The organism is Aliiroseovarius sp. D2-2, assembly GCF_055809455.1.
Genome location: NZ_CM147913.1, coordinates 1,724,009 through 1,741,074, shown reverse-complemented (window position 1 = coordinate 1,741,074; position 17,066 = coordinate 1,724,009). Strand labels below are relative to the sequence as shown.

General features: G+C 56.5%; 15 protein-coding genes and 1 pseudogene. 7 read left to right on the top strand and 9 right to left on the bottom strand.

What is annotated here, in order from left to right:
• Window positions 1–83: 83 nt before the first annotated feature.
• The gene (locus tag AC0L6A_RS08550) at window positions 84–1,376 is read left to right on the top strand and encodes an O-acetylhomoserine aminocarboxypropyltransferase/cysteine synthase family protein (protein ID WP_473289261.1); all 1,293 of its coding nucleotides are present in this window, start codon (window positions 84–86) and stop codon (window positions 1,374–1,376) included.
• 74 nt (window positions 1,377–1,450) lie between these two features.
• On the opposite strand, the gene AC0L6A_RS08545 is transcribed toward AC0L6A_RS08550, so the two are convergent.
• The gene (locus tag AC0L6A_RS08545; RefSeq protein ID WP_473289259.1) at window positions 1,451–2,143 is read right to left on the bottom strand and encodes an SIMPL domain-containing protein; all 693 of its coding nucleotides are present in this window, start codon (window positions 2,141–2,143) and stop codon (window positions 1,451–1,453) included.
• Between the two features lie 172 nt (window positions 2,144–2,315).
• On the opposite strand from AC0L6A_RS08545, the gene AC0L6A_RS08540 reads away from it, so the two are divergent.
• Together AC0L6A_RS08540 and AC0L6A_RS08535 are read left to right on the top strand one after the other, a co-directional pair.
• Window positions 2,316–3,938 carry a hypothetical protein gene (locus AC0L6A_RS08540; protein ID WP_473289258.1) on the top strand — a complete coding sequence of 541 codons (1,623 nt, stop codon included), beginning with the start codon at window positions 2,316–2,318 and terminating at the stop codon, window positions 3,936–3,938.
• A complete protein-coding gene (locus AC0L6A_RS08535; RefSeq protein WP_473289256.1) occupies window positions 3,877–5,127 on the top strand; it encodes a hypothetical protein in 1,251 nt (416 codons plus the stop codon). Before AC0L6A_RS08540 ends, AC0L6A_RS08535 begins: the two co-directional genes overlap by 62 nt.
• 56 nt (window positions 5,128–5,183) lie before the next feature.
• Here the strand turns inward: AC0L6A_RS08535 and hppD are convergent, their stop codons facing one another.
• Window positions 5,184–6,281, bottom strand: coding sequence for a 4-hydroxyphenylpyruvate dioxygenase (hppD, locus tag AC0L6A_RS08530; protein WP_473289255.1), 1,098 nt, complete (start codon window positions 6,279–6,281; stop codon window positions 5,184–5,186).
• 132 nt (window positions 6,282–6,413) lie between these two features.
• Between hppD and AC0L6A_RS08525 the strand changes: the two genes are divergently transcribed.
• Window positions 6,414–6,884 (top strand): Lrp/AsnC family transcriptional regulator, encoded by a 471-nt coding sequence (locus AC0L6A_RS08525; RefSeq protein WP_473289253.1) that lies wholly within the window; start codon window positions 6,414–6,416, stop codon window positions 6,882–6,884.
• 56 nt (window positions 6,885–6,940) lie between these two features.
• On the opposite strand, the gene cobT is transcribed toward AC0L6A_RS08525, so the two are convergent.
• Window positions 6,941–7,960, bottom strand: a complete 1,020-nt coding sequence (gene cobT / locus AC0L6A_RS08520) for a nicotinate-nucleotide--dimethylbenzimidazole phosphoribosyltransferase (protein ID WP_473289251.1) — start codon at window positions 7,958–7,960, stop codon at window positions 6,941–6,943.
• A gap of 81 nt (window positions 7,961–8,041) precedes the next feature.
• Between cobT and cobS the strand changes: the two genes are divergently transcribed.
• Window positions 8,042–8,833, top strand: coding sequence for an adenosylcobinamide-GDP ribazoletransferase (gene cobS, locus AC0L6A_RS08515; protein WP_473289249.1), 792 nt, complete (start codon window positions 8,042–8,044; stop codon window positions 8,831–8,833).
• 54 nt (window positions 8,834–8,887) lie between these two features.
• On the opposite strand, the gene AC0L6A_RS08510 is transcribed toward cobS, so the two are convergent.
• The 5 genes from AC0L6A_RS08510 to AC0L6A_RS08490 form a co-directional block, all read right to left on the bottom strand.
• Window positions 8,888–9,406 (bottom strand): CarD family transcriptional regulator, encoded by a 519-nt coding sequence (locus AC0L6A_RS08510; protein WP_473289248.1) that lies wholly within the window; start codon window positions 9,404–9,406, stop codon window positions 8,888–8,890.
• A 277-nt stretch (window positions 9,407–9,683) separates the two neighbouring features.
• Entirely contained in the window at window positions 9,684–10,019 is a 336-nt protein-coding gene (gene fdxA / locus AC0L6A_RS08505) for a ferredoxin FdxA (protein WP_473289246.1), read from the bottom strand.
• A gap of 49 nt (window positions 10,020–10,068) precedes the next feature.
• On the bottom strand, window positions 10,069–10,497 hold the full coding sequence (locus AC0L6A_RS08500; RefSeq protein ID WP_473289245.1) for an RNA-binding S4 domain-containing protein: 429 nt from the start codon (window positions 10,495–10,497) through the stop codon (window positions 10,069–10,071).
• Window positions 10,498–10,503: 6 nt separating this feature from the next.
• The gene (locus tag AC0L6A_RS08495; RefSeq protein WP_473289243.1) at window positions 10,504–13,332 is read right to left on the bottom strand and encodes a helicase-related protein; all 2,829 of its coding nucleotides are present in this window, start codon (window positions 13,330–13,332) and stop codon (window positions 10,504–10,506) included.
• A gap of 35 nt (window positions 13,333–13,367) precedes the next feature.
• Window positions 13,368–13,922: a tetratricopeptide repeat protein gene (locus tag AC0L6A_RS08490; RefSeq protein ID WP_473289242.1), complete on the bottom strand. Its 555-nt coding sequence runs from the start codon at window positions 13,920–13,922 to the stop codon at window positions 13,368–13,370.
• Window positions 13,923–14,108: 186 nt separating this feature from the next.
• Here AC0L6A_RS08490 and AC0L6A_RS08485 point away from each other — a divergent pair, with 186 nt between their 5' ends.
• Together AC0L6A_RS08485 and AC0L6A_RS08480 are read left to right on the top strand one after the other, a co-directional pair.
• Window positions 14,109–14,399, top strand: coding sequence for an SCP2 sterol-binding domain-containing protein (locus tag AC0L6A_RS08485; RefSeq protein WP_473289240.1), 291 nt, complete (start codon window positions 14,109–14,111; stop codon window positions 14,397–14,399).
• Window positions 14,400–14,442: 43 nt separating this feature from the next.
• The gene (locus AC0L6A_RS08480; protein WP_473289239.1) at window positions 14,443–15,408 is read left to right on the top strand and encodes an alpha/beta fold hydrolase; all 966 of its coding nucleotides are present in this window, start codon (window positions 14,443–14,445) and stop codon (window positions 15,406–15,408) included.
• Window positions 15,409–15,421: 13 nt separating this feature from the next.
• On the opposite strand, the pseudogene pgi reads toward AC0L6A_RS08480, so the two are convergent.
• A pseudogene (gene pgi / locus AC0L6A_RS08475) lies at window positions 15,422–17,051 on the bottom strand (glucose-6-phosphate isomerase).
• Window positions 17,052–17,066: the final 15 nt, after the last annotated feature.

Here is a 17,066-nt window from a genome sequence, read left to right as displayed (position 1 = left end):
ATGACAACAGGGTGACAATCCGTCGTTGATGCAACGCCCTGTTTCCATTAGCCTTCCTGCGACCAAGAACGAGGGAGAACACTATGTCAGACGAGCGCCCACAAGGCTTTGATACGCTACAGATCCACGCGGGAACCGAACCCGATCCCGCGACCGGTGCCCGTCAGGTGCCGATTTACCAAACCACGGCCTATGTGTTTAAGGATGCAGATCACGCCGCGCGTCTCTTCAACCTCGAGGAAGTGGGCTATATTTATTCGCGTCTGACCAACCCGACTGTTGGCGCATTGGCCAACCGGATTGTGGCCCTTGAAGGCGGCGCAGGTGGGTTTTGCTGCTCGTCGGGCCACGCGGCCCAGATCATGGCACTGTTCCCGCTGATGGGTCCCGGCCTGAACATCGTGTCGTCGAACAAGCTTTATGGCGGCACAGTCACCCAGTTCACCCAGACCTTCAAACGTTTCGGCTGGGAAGCCAAGCTGGTAGATTTTGACGACCCGGCCGCCGTAGAGGCCGCCATCGACGACAACACCCGTGCGGTTTTCTGTGAAAGCATCGCGAACCCTGCAGGCGTTCCAACCGACATCCCGGCGATGGCAGCAATTGCCGACAAGGCGGGCGTGCCGCTGATCGTCGACAACACCTCGGCGACCCCCTATCTCGTCAAACCGATCGAGATGGGAGCAACCATCGTTGTGCATTCGACCACCAAATACCTGACCGGCAACGGCACCGTGACCGGCGGTTGTGTGGTTGATTCAGGCAAATTTGACTGGATGGCATCCGACAAGTTCCCATCGTTCAGCCAACCAGAGCCAGCCTATCACGGTCTGACCTTCGGCGCGGCGCTTGGCCCGATGGCCTACACCTTCCACGGCATCGCCATTGGTCTGCGTGACCTTGGCATGACCATGAACCCGCAAGGTGCGCATTATACGCTGATGGGGATCGAAACACTGTCTCTGCGCATGCAAAGACACGTGGAAAACGCGCAGGCGCTGGCCGAATGGCTGGAAAAGGACGACCGGATCGAAAGCGTCAGCTTTGCGGGCCTGCCCTCGTCGCCCTATTATGATCGTGCCAAAGCTGTGGCCCCGAAAGGTCCGGGCGCGCTGTTCACTGTTGGGGTGAAAGGCGGCTATGAAGCTTGCGTGAAGCTGGTCAACAGCCTGAAATTATTCAGCCATGTGGCCAACCTTGGCGATACGCGCTCGCTGATCATCCACTCGGCTTCGACCACACACCGTCAGCTGTCTGAAGAGCAGCAGGTCGCCGCAGGTGCTGCACCCAACGTGGTGCGCCTGTCCATCGGTACTGAGGACATCGCAGACATCATAGCCGACTTTGATCAGGCGCTGGCTGCTGCGACAGCCTAAGACGCACATCCTGAAACAAAAGAACCCCGCTTATTCGGCGGGGTTCTTTATTTTTTGCAGGCACTTAAGCGCGTTTATTCAACCAACTTAAACACCATCGTTACGCTGGAATTGATGCTCAATTCGCCCGCAGCGACGGGCATATCAGCCCCGGCACGTTCCATCGCCATCATCACGGGTCGACCACCACCGTCGCCGCCCTCTTGCATCATAAGCACTGAACCAAGTTTCATCCCAGCCGCTTCCGCCAAAACCGTGGCACGGTTCATCGCGTCTTTTACAGCCAAGCTGCGCGCGCTGTCCTCAGCCGCAGAGCGATCCTGAATATCAAACTGCAAACCGTGGATTTCATTTGCACCCACGGCTGTGACCGCGCTCATGATCGCCCCAAGTTTTGTCAGGTCCCGAACCTCAACGGACAAGGTTGAATTTGCCATAAACCCGACCAGCTTTGGCGCACCTTCATTCTGACGATTGTAGTCATATTGCGGTGAGAGGTTTACTTGGGTGCTTTGAACATCCCGTTCTTCGACCCCGGCTTCGGTTAGTTTGACCAGCATTTGGCCAATCGACCCTGCAACAGCCTCAAATGCAGCCCCCGCATCGTCAGAGCGTTCGCTGACTCCAAGGCTGATCCGCGCCATATCCGGCACAACTTGCGCTACACCCTGCCCCGTGACCGACAATTGCGGCACCTTGGCCGTATCTGCATAGCCGATCCCAGTAGCTGCAATCGTGATTGCAATAATAGATAGCAGTTTGCGCATCTTGTTCTCCTTTTTCGCCAGATTGCGCCGTATCTTGCCATAGGCAAGCCCGCGACCACGCGCCCCCTTCCCATGGGCGAATTCCTGCTGTAGTTTCAAACCTGTATTTAGCGGCTGCAAGGCCGCAAAAGGTGTGCCTGCTTGTAGGTGGTTTGAGAAGGACAAGGGCTGCATGAAACCAAGCTTTGCGCTTGATCTCAATCACGATGGGATCGGCCTTGTCCATCGCGGCAAGGGCGGCTGGCAACTTGTTGGCAAGGTTCGTCTGGATGATCCAGACCTAGGCATGGCACTTTCCACTTTGCGCGATACCGCAAAGGCGCTGGAGCCAGGAGCATTATCGACCAAGTTGATTGTGCCCGGATCACAGATCCTGTTCACTTCAATGACGGCACCCGGCCCTGACAAAGTCACGCGTGAAGCGCGAATTCGCGAAGGGTTAGAGGGCTTGACCCCCTACCCCATCGATCAGCTTGTTTTCGACTGGCAGGAAGACAGCGCAGAACCGGGCATGGTTCATGTGGCTGTCGTGGCGCATGAAACACTGAACGAAGCCCTAGGTTTTGCGCAGGAACACGGGATGAACCCGGTTGGTTTCGTCGCCAGACCAAAGGGCACATTCTCTGGAGAAGTTTACTTCGGCTCGGTTGAAGCCAGCAAATCCGGACTCGACCGCGAGAAACGGCCTGTTCCTAACCTTCTGGATGCCGACCTGCCTTCGTCTGATCCAGTGGTTTCTGATGGTTCCTTCTCTGATCCTGCTGTTGAACACTCAGCACCAGAGACATCTAATAACGCAGCTTCGGTAACGTCACATGATATTCCCGAACTTGCCCCTTTCCCGCCGACACCGGATGAACCGGATGTGCCGGTCGTGGATGAAGCTCCCAAGCAGCGGAAAAAATCAAAGAAGGCCGATAAACCTTCGGGACCAAAGGCGTCTGCCGCACCTGCGGACCCTCCGACAACAAAAGCGCCTTCAACAGCAGAACCCGCACAACCTGCAATCGGGTTTTCGTCAAGCCGAAACGCGGACGTGGACCCTTTGATGTTGGGCGAGGATCAAGCCGCGCCTTCCGCGCCCATCCCCACGTCTGAAGCCCCGCGAACCGAGGCGCGCCTGTCCTTTGGTCTACCAAAGGCACCAAGCAGCATTGCCCCAGGCGGCGACAAGCCGATTGACGCGCCAGCGCCATCCGTGCCGCCCAAGTCCGCGACAAAGGTCCATGTTCCGGTCACAGCCCCTGTCGCCTTTGACACGCAAGACACCCCGGCCAAGCCGAAGAAAACCAAGGTTGAACACGGGAAAGATGGCTTTGCGCAAGTGGCCCGAAAGGGTGCTGCTGGGCTGACTGCCGCAGCCGAACGCGCAAGCAACCTTGGGCGCCAAGCCGCAAGCAAAATTCCGTCCCCAAAACCCAAAGATCAGTCAAGTAAGGATACGGCCAAGCAGCCGACAGCCACCAGCCGCGTCTCTAAAGCGTTGGCTGGCGTCGGGGACCAGATCCGCAGCAAATCCCGCCCGAAGATGGACAAGTCCAATTCAAGCGGCCCCCAAGTTACGGCCATCGCGCCTCCACCCGGAGGCGCGGAAACAGAAACCGTCACGGGCAATGGAAACTGGACCCATGAAGCTGATGCTCTGACAGTATTCGGGGCACGCAAAGACTCAACAAGTTGGTGGCAAACCCCGTTTCTTGGGACTGTTCCTGTTTTTGGGGCTTTTGTTGTTCATGGCCATTCTGGTCATTTGGTCCATGCTGTTCTTGAACGACACCACCGCATCACTGGATGATGGGGTCGATCAGTTTGAGGCCGCAATCACAACCGCACAGCCGACACCGGGCGATGACACGCCATTTGGTGCAGATAGCAATCTTGTCGACCCCGCACTTGTTGAGGGCGAAGAGGTTCTGGATACGCAAACACCTGATCCCCTTTCTGAAGAAGCTGCGCAGGCGCGTTATGCCGCCACAGGTATTTGGCAACGCGCACCTGAACCGCTGAATGATGTTGATGCTGGGCGTATTGATGATCTTTACGTCGCCTCTATCGACCCAAACACATTGGGTCAGGATGCCGTGGCTTTAACGCCATTTAGATCGGATCAGCTCAGCGGGCCACTGCCAAATACTGCGGCGCCCCCCCCGTTGGGAACGGTGTTTAATGTTGATGAACGCGGGTTCGTTCGCGCAACTCCTGAGGGCGCACTTACCCCTGATGGGGCGCTGGTCTTTGCAGGCAGCCCGCGTGTCATCCCTGCCCCTGCCCCCCGGACAGGTCAAGCGGAAGCTGATCCCGAGATTGCAGACGGTACAGAAGAAGCCGAAACCCCGCCAACGCCTACGGAGCCTTCAATCCGCCCACGTGCGCGCCCGAGCGGGCTTGTTGAGGGTAATGAGCGCCTTAATCTTGGCGGGCACACACGTACCGAACTTGCTAAACTTCGCCCGCGCGCACGGCCAGAAGCCATTCTTGCCGCGGCACGGGCAGAAGCGGAAGCCCAAGCGCAGGCTCAAGCAGATGCCATTGCCGCAGCATTGTCAGGAGAGAACGCAGCAGCAGCCGGGATCGCGCCGACGGCTTTGGCTGTTCCCCGATCAGCTGCCCCCAAAGCGCGACCAAAGAACTTTTCGCGCATCGTTGCCCGCGCCCGCCCGAACGGAGGCGCATCTGACGGCAGCGTTGCCGTGGCCGCCGCATCCCCGCGTCAGACCACGACACCCAAAATTCCAACCCGCGCATCGGTCACAAAACAGGCCACAATCAAGAATGCCATCAACCTGCGCAAGGTCAGCTTGATCGGCATCTACGGCTCGTCCTCGTCACGTCGTGCGTTGGTCCGAATGCCCTCTGGGCGCTATGTTAAAGTGGGGATTGGCAGCCGTTTGGATGGCGGCAAAGTCGTCTCGATCTCGACCACCAAGCTGATCTACCAAAAGGGCGGCCGCACGGTCACGCTGAACGTCCTGCCCTTCAGCTAGAAAAACGGCCACCGGAGGAACCCGATGGCCGCTTTCGCATTTACAGATTTTGGCGTTTAGGCGACGTCGCCCAGCTCTCCGCTTTCGATTTGTTCGCGTTCGATGGACTCGAACAAGGCTTTGAAGTTCCCTTCGCCAAAGCCGTCATCCCCTTTGCGCTGGATGAATTCGAAAAAGATCGGACCAATCACGGTTTTTGAGAAGATTTGCAGGAGGCATCGGGTCTCGCCCCCGCCAACAACACCTTCGCCGTCGATCAGGATGCCGTGCTTCATCATGTCTTCTTTGGGTTCCTGATGGCCAACAACACGCTCATAAGACATGTCATAGTATAACTCGTTCGGGCCGGGCATGAATTTCAAGCCGCGACCCGCGATCGCATCTACCGAGGCGTAAATGTCATTGGTGCCAACGGCGATGTGCTGAATGCCTTCGCCCTTGTACTTTTTTAGATAGGCCACAATCTGACCCTTTTCACCACGATCTTCGTTGATCGGAATGCGGATCTTGCCACAGGGCGAGGTCAGCGCACGGCTTAGCAGCCCTGTGTATTTCCCCTGAATGTCAAAGAAACGAATTTCTTCGAAGTTGAACAAATCACCGTAGAAGTTGAACCACACATCCATGTTCCCTTTGAACACGTTGTGCGTCAGGTGATCGAGGTAGAAGAACCCAACGCCTTCTGGATGCGCATTGGTGATCCAGTCAAACTCGGCATTAAAGGCGCTTTCATCGAAATAGCTGTCGATGAAGTAAATCAGTGATTCGCCAATCCCGTAGATCGCCGGGACATCCATGCATTTGCCTTCACCCTCATAGGGTTTGGCACCCTTTTTCACGGCATAATCAAAGGCATGCTGCGCATCCACAACGCGCCACCCCATGGACGGAGCACAGGGGCCGTGCTCCTCAATGAACTTAGCGGCATGGCTTCCCGGCTCGATGTTCAACAGATAGCTGACATCACCCTGTTGCCAAAGCTCGACCTTGCGGGTCTTGTGGTTTGCCACATGAGCAAAACCCATTTTCGTGAAAAGATCCCGAAGCTCCTGCGGTTCGGGATGGGCAAATTCGACAAACTCGAACCCATCGGTACCTGCCGGGTTTTCGTCCGAAATTGTTGCGCGTGGGGCATCATGTGGAAAAGGACCCATGTCTCACTCCTGTTAGTTCACCTGTTATGAATCGGAGTATCGCGCATATGACTTGACCTTTTTGCGCTTTATATGCAGGTTTAAACGCTATTCATGCGCATAATAAGCGCCGTATATCCATAAGGCGCGCAGATGACGCAACTAGATCAAACAGACCGTAAATTGCTGAAAGCTTTGCAGCAAAACGCGCAACTGACCGCTCATGAATTGGGTGATCTTCTGAACTTGTCTCCAAGTCAGGCCGGGCGCCGGAAATTGCGGTTGGAGCAATCCGGTTTGATCGAACGATATGCGGCTAGGATTGATCCCGCCCAGCTTGGGCTGAGCGTGCAATCCTTCGTCCAAGTCCAAATGGCCAGCCAATCCCCCGAAGCTGCAAAGGCCTTTCTCAGCCTGACCGAGCGTCGGGACGAGATAACATCGGTTTGGACCCTAACCGGTGATGCAGATTACCTAATGCGGGTCTACTGCCACGATCTTGCAAGCCTGAACCAGTTAATCCATGAAATTCTATTGCCCCATGCATCTGTTGCGCGGGTTCAAAGTCAGATTGTGCTGGATCACGTGAAAAAAGATACGCCCCTGCCGACGGATTATGGATAAAGAAATGCCGGCGCGCTGAAAGCACACCGGCACGACTTTATTCGGGTTTGTGCCGATCAGCCGTCAGACACACCTGCTTCTGCAAAGGTAGCCATGCCGGAATGGCAGGCCACGGCTGATTTCAGGATGTTGATCGCAACCCCAGCGCCGGAGCCCTCGCCCAAGCGCATACCAAGGGATAGAAGAGGTTCTTTGCCCAGTCGTTTCAACGCATTGGCATGTGCGGCTTCCGCAGAAACATGTCCCGCGACCGCGTGGTCCAAAGCGCCATTTACGCTTTCATGCAAACATGCGGCCGCTGCGGTTGAAATGAAGCCGTCGATGATCACTGGAATGCGCAGAACGCGGGCGCGCGCCATCGCGCCGGCCATGGCTGCAACTTCACGACCACCAAGGCAGCGAAGGGCCTCAAGCCCGTTTCCAGCCGCTGTGGGGTTTGCATCAAGACCGTCACGGATCACGCGGGCTTTCAGGCTTAGGCCCTCATCATCCACACCGGTTCCGCGACCAACCCAGTCTTCCGCGTCGCCTTCGTAAAGCGCCAAAAACAGCGCTGCGGCTGACGTGGTGTTGCCGATCCCCATCTCGCCCGTCACCAGAATATCCGCATCCTCATTGACCGCATTCCAACCAACCAGTAGGGCCGAGATAACCTCGTCTTCGCTCATCGCAGCGCCTTTGGTGAAATCCTGCGTGGGACGATCCAGGTCCAACGCGTGCACATCCATTTGCGCGCCCGCTGCTTTGGATAATTGATTGATCGCCGCACCACCGTGCTGAAAGTTCAGGACCATCTGCTCGGTCACCTCTGCCGGAAAGGCTGACACGCCTTGCGCCGTGACCCCGTGATTGCCCGCAAAAACAACCACCTGAGGGGATTTCAAGTCGGGACGTCCGGTCCCTTGCCATCCGGCAACCCAAATCGCCAAGTCTTCAAGTCGTCCCAACGCGCCCGGGGGTTTGGTCAATTGACCATTACGCTCTTGTGCAGCTTGGATCGCCGTTGCATCAGGGCCTTGCGCCGCCTCAAGCTGTGCCTTGAATTCGGCCAATGTCGCGAAGGGCTGTTGGGGCATGGCGAGACTCCTTGATTGATTCCGTTCCCCTCACTCTTTACCCATGAGCATCACCTGCAACCAGACCGCAAAAGACCAAATATGACCAAACACGACAGTTCCGCGCAGAACACCGGGCCAATCATGCAATTTGCAGATATTCTATCGGCGATCGGGCTTCTAACGCGTCTACCCATACGCGTGGATACACAGCAAGCAACGCGGCGCGCGGCTTTGTCAGCTTGGGCTTGGCCGTTGGCGGGGGTGATCCCAGCGGTCATTGCTTGGGTTCTGGCGCTAGGTGCAACAGGCTTAGGACTGCCCTTATTCTTTGCGGCAAGCCTTGCAGTTTTGGGGCAAATCATGGTGACCGGCGCGCTGCATGAAGACGGGCTTGCTGACGTCGCAGACGGTTTCTGGGGCGGTTTTGATCGCGCTCGCCGATTGGAGATTATGAAAGACAGCCGGATCGGAGCCTATGGGGTCATTGCGCTGATCCTGTCACTTGGGCTGCGTATCTCGGCGCTGGCAGCCATTCTTGAGGGGACATACATCGTTCAAGCGTTGATCGTTGTGTCAGTCAGCAGCCGGTTGCCAATGGTGCTTTTGATGGCCGCGTTGCCCAATGCACGCGGCAGCGGCTTGGCAAATCAGGTCGGGCGCCCCTCCCGCATGACAGCTTGGATATCGACCGCCCTTGCCGCAGGGGTGGTTTTGGTGTTGCTGCCAGCTGCCCTGCCCCCATTGATCTTTTTCCTGGGGATAGGAGCAATCGCACTGGCCGCGTTGGCAAAGGTCAAGATCGGCGGTCAGACCGGCGATGTGCTTGGGGCATCGCAACAAATCTCGGAAATCATTGCGCTGTCCGTTTTGGCAGTGCTGCTTGGAAAATAAAAAAAGCCGCCCGCAATTGATTGCGGACGGCTTTGAAATTGTGAGTTCCGCCAATCAGGCAGCAGCGGCAGGCGCGCGTGTCAGAAGAACGTCCGAGACCTTTTTCTGAGCAGCAAGCTCATCCCCGCCACCAACAGCAGCCACTTCACGGGTCAAACGCTCCAACGCGGCTTCATAAAGCTGACGCTCGGAATAGCTCTGCTCGCGTTGGTCATCGGTGCGATGCAGGTCACGCACGACCTCGGCAATGGCAATCAGATCGCCCGAGTTAATCTTCTGTTCGTATTCCTGCGCACGACGCGACCACATGGCGCGCTTCACACGGGCTTTGCCCTTAAGCGTCGTCATCGCATGTGCGATTTCATCCGGGCTGGACAAGCCACGCATGCCAACTTCGGTGGCCTTATTGGTCGGCACACGCAAAGTCATCTTGTCTTTTTCAAACGAGATCACAAAGAGCTCAAGCTCGATCCCGGCGACTTCCTGTTCTTCAACAGAAACGATCTGACCAACACCGTGGGCAGGATAGACAACATATTCGTTCGGACGGAAATCCAGCTTTTTCTTGCTCATAATGGCAATCCTTCGCGTCATTGTTACATATGGGCATTATGGTTTCAGACAAATCAGACAATATTTTATTGCGGCGCCAAAGAAGCGCACAAGTCGTCGCGATTTTCCGATATAAAACGCCCTGTCTCAGGAACAGGGCGTCACATTCGACCCAAGCTTTGAAATAAGTATACCACAAAAACAGGGCATGGAAAAGCGCTGCAATGCAGAAGTTTGACCAGTCGGTCAGGCGCTGTGGCACACCTTATTCGCCAGATTACCCTGTCGGGTGCGGTATTTACTGCTCTGCCGGAGCTTCCGAGAACAGCTTTTCAAGCTTACCTTCTTCGCCATCACGCTCTTCCGCATCTGGCAAAGGCTCTTTGCGTTCGATGATAACCGGCCACAGTTCCGAGTACTTGCGGTTAAACTCAACCCATGTCTCGGTTCCCGGCTCGGTATCAGCACGGATGGCATCTGCCGGGCATTCCGGTTCACAAACGCCGCAATCGATGCATTCATCCGGATGGATGACCAGCATGTTCTCGCCTTCGTAGAAACAATCCACGGGGCAAACTTCTACACAATCGGTGTATTTGCAGGCGATGCAGTTGTCTTGGACGACATAGGTCATTGTGGCACCTTTAGTTGGTCTTGCGCCTCACTTAGGCCAGCACGCGGGATCAATCAAGCATGGACCTGCGGGTTTGATCCAAGATGCGACGATCTTTCTTGCTGGGACGCCCCTTCCCGTCGAATTTTGGCGCAGCCGTCGGGGTTTGTGGAATATTGTCCGCGGCCGCTTGTGGCGGATCTAGATCTTCATAGAGCGACTGCGCTTCAACGGCAGGCCCGCGACGCGTCGAAAGGGCAGCAATCTTGATTACACGGACCTGCTTGGCCTGCGCAAATGTCAAAACATCGCCTTCGCCAATTCCATGTGATGATTTGCTGATTTTGTCGCCATTGACCCGCAGGTGCCCTGCACCAACAATTTTGGTCGCCAAGCTTCGGGTCTTAAAAAAACGCGCGTGCCACAACCATTTGTCCACGCGCATCTTTGGTCCTGTTGGGGTGGGCGGTTGGCCGCCCTGCCCCAGTGTATCCGCCATCGCGGGTTAACCCTTGTCTTTCAGACCCATTAGGGCCGCTGCAAACGGGTTATCCGGGTCAATGGCCTTTTCTTTCTTCGGGCCTGACTGATAGCTTTTGGGCTTCATGTCACGTGGACCTTTATTGGGGCCTTTGTTGGGGCCTTTGCCACGTCTGGGTTTGCCGCCAGAACGATCCCTGCGAGGTTTGCCTCCCGGCTTGCCTTGCGCACCTTCACCACGTGGTTTTCCACCACCTGTGCGTGCGCGGCCAAAACCGCCCCAAGTGAAGGTGAAGAAGGTTTCCAACTCGGGACCGGTGTCTTCAGCAGGTGCCTCAGTGGCCTCGGGGGCTGCGGTGACCTCGGTGGCGGCTTCGGCAGGCGCCTCTTCAGCGGGCGCCTCGGCAGCAGGAGCTTCTTCAGCAGGCGTTTCAGCAGAAGCTTCAGCGACAGCCACGGCTTTGACTTTCTCGCGCTCTGCCTTCTCGGCCTTATAGCCCAGACCCTGCATAAGATCGGCAAACTGCTCTAGGGTCATACCCGTGATCGACAACATGTCGGCCTTGGCCTCAAACCCGCCACGGCTGTCTTCGGCACGCAGTTGATCGGCCAGACGTTCCAGCATGTCGATCCGAATCGCACGTGTGCCAGCTGGGCGATATCCCGACAGCATATAGGCTGTGTGATCCACGCCCTCGATCACCGGGATGGTCACCAGACCGGGGGGTGGGCTTTCCGGGAACTCAGACAGGTCTTTCCAGAGGCTGTCCAATACCAAACGCAGACGGGTTGGTGCTGGTTTCAAAAGCAAAGGCATGAAGATCGTGAACTGACCAAACCGCACACCGTGCTTGCGCAATGCGCCACGGGCGTCCTGATCCAGTTCCTTCACCTCTCCCGCGACTTGATCGCGCGGGATGATGCCCAGATTTTCGATCATGCGGTAACCAAAACCACGGGCCAGACCGGTAAGTGTCTCGTCTTTTTCGATCGTGGTAAGCGGTTCGAAAAGAGCCTGCACTTTACGGTCAATGAAATGCTGCAGACGGCGCGTGACTTTTTCAGCCACGTCAGTTCCAGCTTCGTCGTCAACGAAAGCCTGCACGCGCGGTTTCGCCACGTCGTCGCCTTTGACAAGCTTGCCGACAGCATGCTCGCCCCACATCAGGCCACCTTGTTCGGTGAAATCCATTTCCGTGTCCGGCGCATTGTAGAATCGATCCGCCCGCAGGTGAAACTCCGGTGCCAAAGCCTTCAGGCTGGCCGTACGCAGTGTTTTGGCTTCCTCGGGAGTCTGCGAAGCATCCTGGCTAAACCGGAACCCTTCCAGACGACCAACAAACTGGTCCTCTACCGTCACTTCACCGTTTTCGTTCACGTCAGCCACAAGGCTCTCCTTCTGCTTCAACCGGCGCAACAAAACGCTTGTGCGCCGATCAACAAATCTTTGGGTCAGGCGCTCGTGTAAAGCATCCGACAGGCGATCTTCTACAGCACGAGTCTCGCCGCGCCAATGGCTAACATCGTCCAGCCAGTCGCGGCGTTGCGCCACATAGGTCCATGTGCGGATATACGCCAATCGCTTGGACAACGCGTCGATGTCTCCGTCGGTGCGGTCGATACGTTTGACCTGCCGTGCAAACCAGTCCCGTTTGACCCGGCCAGACTGGTGAATGTCGTTAAAGAGCTGCGTGATCAGGCCCGCATGTTCCCCATGACTGATGCCGCGGAAATCCGGCAGCTGGCACAGCTCCCACAGAAGCGACACCGACCGCCCGTCACTGGCGCGCGCGGCGACCTCGGCATCCTTTGACAGAAGCTTCAGCGCACCAAGGTCATCGGCATCCCGGCCACGCGTCAGCCAATCATTGTTTGTCGGCGCCTCAAGCGATCGGATCAGGGCCGAGATCGAACCAAAGACCAGATCGCGATTACGCCAAGAAAGCTTCTTGTCAGGTGCAAACTGGTGCGAACAGATCGCGTCGGCCACGTCATCATGCATAAGCGGCGCTTCACCCGTCACCCCGAACGAGCCGTGGTTCATATGCCGCCCTGCCCGCCCCGCGATCTGCGCAAGTTCGGCGGGCAACAATGGCCGCATGCGATGTCCATCAAATTTGGTCAGAGCAGAAAACGCCACATGGTCGATATCAAGGTTCAACCCCATACCGATGGCATCTGTGGCGACCAGATAGTCCACGTCTCCGTTCTGGTACATCTCGACCTGCGCATTGCGCGTGCGCGGCGACAGCGCGCCCATCACCACGGCGACCCCGCCCTTCTGGCGGCGCATCAACTCGGCAATCGCATAGAGATTGTCGACCGAGAACCCAACGATGGCGGAGCGCCCCGGCATGCGGCTAAGCTTTTTGGACCCAGAATGGATCAGCTCGGAAAACCGCTCTCTGTGCAGGAACTGTACATCCGGCACCAAACCCGCGATGGCCGGCCGCATAGTATCGGCCCCTAGAAACAAGGTTTCCTGAGTTCCGCGCATGTTCAGCAAACGGTCGGTGAAAACATGGCCGCGTTCGGCATCCGCACAAAGCTGAATTTCGTCGATGGCAACAAATTCCGCCCCAAGTCCCAAGGGCATAGCTTCAACCGTTGCCACCCAATACTGGGCACGATCCGGGACAATGCGTTCTTCCCCGGTGACAAGCGCCACCGCGTTCGGGCCACGCAAACCCACCAGTTTGTCATAGACTTCGCGGGCCAACAGACGCAGCGGCAGACCGATAACACCGGTCCGATACGCAAGCATCCGTTCCAAGGCATAGTGGGTTTTGCCTGTGTTCGTCGGGCCAAGAACGGCTGTGATACGTGGGCCACCGCGCGCGCTGTCGGAAACCATTTTCTGCCCTCTCAAAGCCCGCCCAATATCAGGCGTTAAATATCCTTCACCCGTTTCTGTTCCAAACGGGCCACGGCGCCTTTTATGTCGTCACTGTGGGGATGTATAGCAAGGGCCTGTCGATAAGCTTCAAGTGCGCGCGCCTCATTCCCAAGCTCTTCGAGGATCAAACCCAATCCGGTCAAAGCCCCGAAATGGCGCGGCTCTAACACCAAGGTGTGCGCGATGTCGTTCAGCGACAATCCCAGCTCTCCTGTCAGAAAGAAAGCAGTTGCACGCGCATTCCAACCTTCCGCAAACTCCGGCGCATGATCTGTTAACGCGCTGAGATGTTCGATCGCGCGCTTCAGATCCCCTGCTTCGATTGCATTTTGTCCGCGCTTCAACAACAGATCCATCGATGCGGACCCGGACCGCGCCCAAAGGGCCCAGATCTCGTCCTCAAGCGCTTGCCAGTTGCTGTCATCGGCGCTCAGAAGTTGTTCGAACAGCGCATCAAGCTGCCCATGACGATCGTGGGTATCCGCCATAGATGGGCGGGCCAGCCCAACCACCAGAAGACAGACAAAGATCAGCGAAAGAATGCGCATACCGAATGGTAACGCGCAAAAACGCTCGGGAATAGTGACATTCGTGTGTATGGCTTGTTCAGATACCACCAAATAGCAAGGTTCCCTCGCGTCCACTCTTTGAAAATCTGGTTTACGCCTACGGAAGCTTTGATCTAGCATTAGAAGAACATTCACGCCCTAATGGGCTATATCGGAGGATTGCACGTGAGCGACGTGATCAACGCGGCAGTGACCGCCCTGAGCGAAAAAGTCACCGACGGATTTGACGGCGGTACTGCAAAGTTTGTCATCAACGGCGAAGGTGCTATCATCATTGACGCCGACGGTGTGCGGGCGGGCGATGACGAGGCGGACGTTACACTTACCGCTGACCCCGACGTGTTTCAGGAAATGCTGTCAGGCGAATTGAACCCAACGACGGCCTTCATGACCGGTAAACTGGCTGTGGATGGCAACATGGGGCTTGCTATGCAGCTGGGCGCCGTTCTGGCCTGACCAACACCTTAGCTTCGACCCATTTTCTACTAGGACAAGCGGTATGGACCAATCCAACGCACCTATGTTCGATGAAATTGCACAAGGACCCGCAGGAGGGCGGGCCTTTTGGCGTGAGACCAAGGATGGGGTCCGTCTGCGGCTAGGGCATTGGCCTGCCTCGGAAAATGTGGATGCTGCGGGGACTATTCTACTTTTTCCCGGCCGCACCGAGTATATCGAGAAATATGGCGTAATCGCCGCAGAACTGGCGGAACGTGGCTTTACCACGCTTTGTATTGATTGGCGCGGGCAAGGATTGTCTGATCGCGCGGATCAGGACCGCCTTTTGGGGCATGTCAGTCGGTTTTCGGAATACCAGCTGGACGTTGCCACCATGCTGGAGCTTGCACATGAGTTGGAACTGCCCAAGCCGTTTATCCTTCTGGGGCATTCGATGGGCGGATGCATCGGCCTGCGTTCGTTGCATGAAGGACTGGACGTAAAGGGCGCGTGTTTCACCGCGCCGATGTGGGGCATCACCATCGCGTCAGCTTTGCGCCCGATCGCTTGGAGCCTTACGTGGGCGCTCCATCACACCCCTTGGAAGCTGATGTTGACGCCGGGCACGGCCCGCAAAACTTATGTTGATATCCAACCGTTTGATGACAACATGCTGACCACTGATCCCGAGATGTATGCCCTAATGCAACTTCAGGCACGCGCACATCCCGAACTCACCCTTGGTGGCCCCACAGCTGGCTGGCTATACGCCGCCCTGCGTGAAACGACTGACCTTATGAAAATGCGCGCGCCGAGTGTTCCTTGTGTCACGTTCTTGGGCACCCAAGAACGCATTGTCGAATCCGATCCGATTCACGAATTGATGGGGCGCTGGAAAGAGGGTCAACTTCAGATCATGCCAGGTTGCGAGCATGAAGTGCTGATGGAAGCTGGGCCTTTGCGCGCACAAGTTTATGACGCTATCCACTCGCTCGCCAACGCCAAAGGGATGTTGGGAGCAGCTTGATATTGCAATAATATCAAGCCTCTAGGTCGCTCATTTCACTCAAAACTTCAATCATTGATCGGGTTGATCCATCAAGATCTTGTGTTGTGGCATCCCCACTAAGCACCGGCGTCAAAGCAACAGCCAGTTCCTTGCCCAGCTCGACCCCCCATTGATCGAATGAATTGATGCCCAGCAGAACGCCTTCCACGAAAACGCGGTGTTCATAGAGCGCGATGATGGCCCCCAGCACTTCCGGCGTTAGTTTTGAGTAGAGCAACGTTGTAGAGGGACGGTTGCCCGGGAAAACACGATGAGCGGCTTGTCGCTCCAACTCATCCCCTTCAAATCCCTTGTCTTGCATCAACGCGCGCGCTTCGGACAGGCTGCGGCCCGTCATCAAAGCCTGAGACTGGGCCAGACAGTTGGCGATAAGAAGCTGATGTTGATGCGAGAGGTCGGGTTCGTGCCCCTCTGCCCCCAGCATAAACTCACATGGGATGATGTCCGTTCCCTGGTGTATCAGCTGGTAAAACGCGTGCTGCCCGTTGGTGCCGGGCTCGCCCCACACGACCGGACCTGAGGGCATATCCAACGCTTGACCATCCAATGCCACCCGCTTGCCATTGCTCTCCATCTCGAGCTGCTGAAGATACGCAGGCAGGCGCGCCAGCCTTTGTTCATAGGGCAGCACAGCGCGGGTTGCATAGCCGCAGACCTGCCGATGCCAATACCCGACCAATGCCAGCATCAGGGGCAAATTCTCACGGCCTTGTGCTGATTGGAAATGAGCGTCCATCACCCGCGCACCGTCCAGCATTTGGTCGAAACGATTGGGACCGATGGCAACCATCAAGGACAGTCCAATTGGCCCCCACATGGAATAGCGGCCACCAACCCAATCCTCGAAGCCAAAAACCCGCTCGGCAGCAATGCCCCATTCAGTGGTTTTATCTTCGTTTGAGGACAATGCTGCGAAATGCAGTCCAACGGCCTCAGCCGGCACATCCCGCAACAACCAATCACGTGCCGTGGCGGCATTGGTCATGGTTTCAATCGTTGTGAAAGTCTTCGACGCCACCATGATCAGCGTTTCAGTCGGGTTCAGACCCTTCAATACATCCGTAATCTGCGCACCATCCACGTTCGACACAAAATGCACCCGTGGTCCATCATGGTAAGGTGACAAGGATTTTACGGCCATCGCTGGGCCCAGATCGGAACCGCCGATGCCAATGTTCACCACATCCCGAAATCGGCCACCCCCTGGGGCGCGGATCCTGGCCCGATCTTAGTCTGGTGGCAAAATCGCGCATCCGGGCCAGAGTTTCGTGAACACCGGGAACTACATTCTCACCGTCAACGAGCACCTCGGTATCAGAATCCGCGCGCAATGCTGTGTGAAGAACTGCGCGATCTTCTGTCAGGTTGATTTTGTCACCACGAAACATTTGTTCGCGTCGGATGGACACTCCTGCGTCTTCCGCAGCGGCCAGAAGCAAGTCTACACCAGCATCATCCAAACCCGTTTTCGACCAGTCAAAATACAGACCCGCAGCGCGTGACGCGAAGCGGCTTGCCCGATCTGGGTCGGTATCAAACAAGTCCTGAATACGCGTGTCTGCCAGTTCATCGCGATGTGCGATCAGCTTCTCAATTCCCATTTCCCCCCCAAGGGC

Excerpts from the sequence above, each read along its gene's own strand:
- AC0L6A_RS08550 (WP_473289261.1), top strand. The coding sequence starts at position 84 with ATGTCAGACGAGCGCCCACAAGGCTTTGATACGCTACAGATCCACGCG.
- AC0L6A_RS08545 (WP_473289259.1), bottom strand. The coding sequence starts at position 2,143 with ATGCGCAAACTGCTATCTATTATTGCAATCACGATTGCAGCTACTGGG.
- AC0L6A_RS08540 (WP_473289258.1), top strand. The coding sequence starts at position 2,316 with ATGAAACCAAGCTTTGCGCTTGATCTCAATCACGATGGGATCGGCCTT.
- AC0L6A_RS08535 (WP_473289256.1), top strand. The coding sequence starts at position 3,877 with ATGGCCATTCTGGTCATTTGGTCCATGCTGTTCTTGAACGACACCACC.
- hppD (WP_473289255.1), bottom strand. The coding sequence starts at position 6,281 with ATGGGTCCTTTTCCACATGATGCCCCACGCGCAACAATTTCGGACGAA.
- AC0L6A_RS08525 (WP_473289253.1), top strand. The coding sequence starts at position 6,414 with ATGACGCAACTAGATCAAACAGACCGTAAATTGCTGAAAGCTTTGCAG.
- cobT (WP_473289251.1), bottom strand. The coding sequence starts at position 7,960 with ATGCCCCAACAGCCCTTCGCGACATTGGCCGAATTCAAGGCACAGCTT.
- cobS (WP_473289249.1), top strand. The coding sequence starts at position 8,042 with ATGACCAAACACGACAGTTCCGCGCAGAACACCGGGCCAATCATGCAA.
- AC0L6A_RS08510 (WP_473289248.1), bottom strand. The coding sequence starts at position 9,406 with ATGAGCAAGAAAAAGCTGGATTTCCGTCCGAACGAATATGTTGTCTAT.
- fdxA (WP_473289246.1), bottom strand. The coding sequence starts at position 10,019 with ATGACCTATGTCGTCCAAGACAACTGCATCGCCTGCAAATACACCGAT.
- AC0L6A_RS08500 (WP_473289245.1), bottom strand. The coding sequence starts at position 10,497 with ATGGCGGATACACTGGGGCAGGGCGGCCAACCGCCCACCCCAACAGGA.
- AC0L6A_RS08495 (WP_473289243.1), bottom strand. The coding sequence starts at position 13,332 with ATGGTTTCCGACAGCGCGCGCGGTGGCCCACGTATCACAGCCGTTCTT.
- AC0L6A_RS08490 (WP_473289242.1), bottom strand. The coding sequence starts at position 13,922 with ATGCGCATTCTTTCGCTGATCTTTGTCTGTCTTCTGGTGGTTGGGCTG.
- AC0L6A_RS08480 (WP_473289239.1), top strand. The coding sequence starts at position 14,443 with ATGGACCAATCCAACGCACCTATGTTCGATGAAATTGCACAAGGACCC.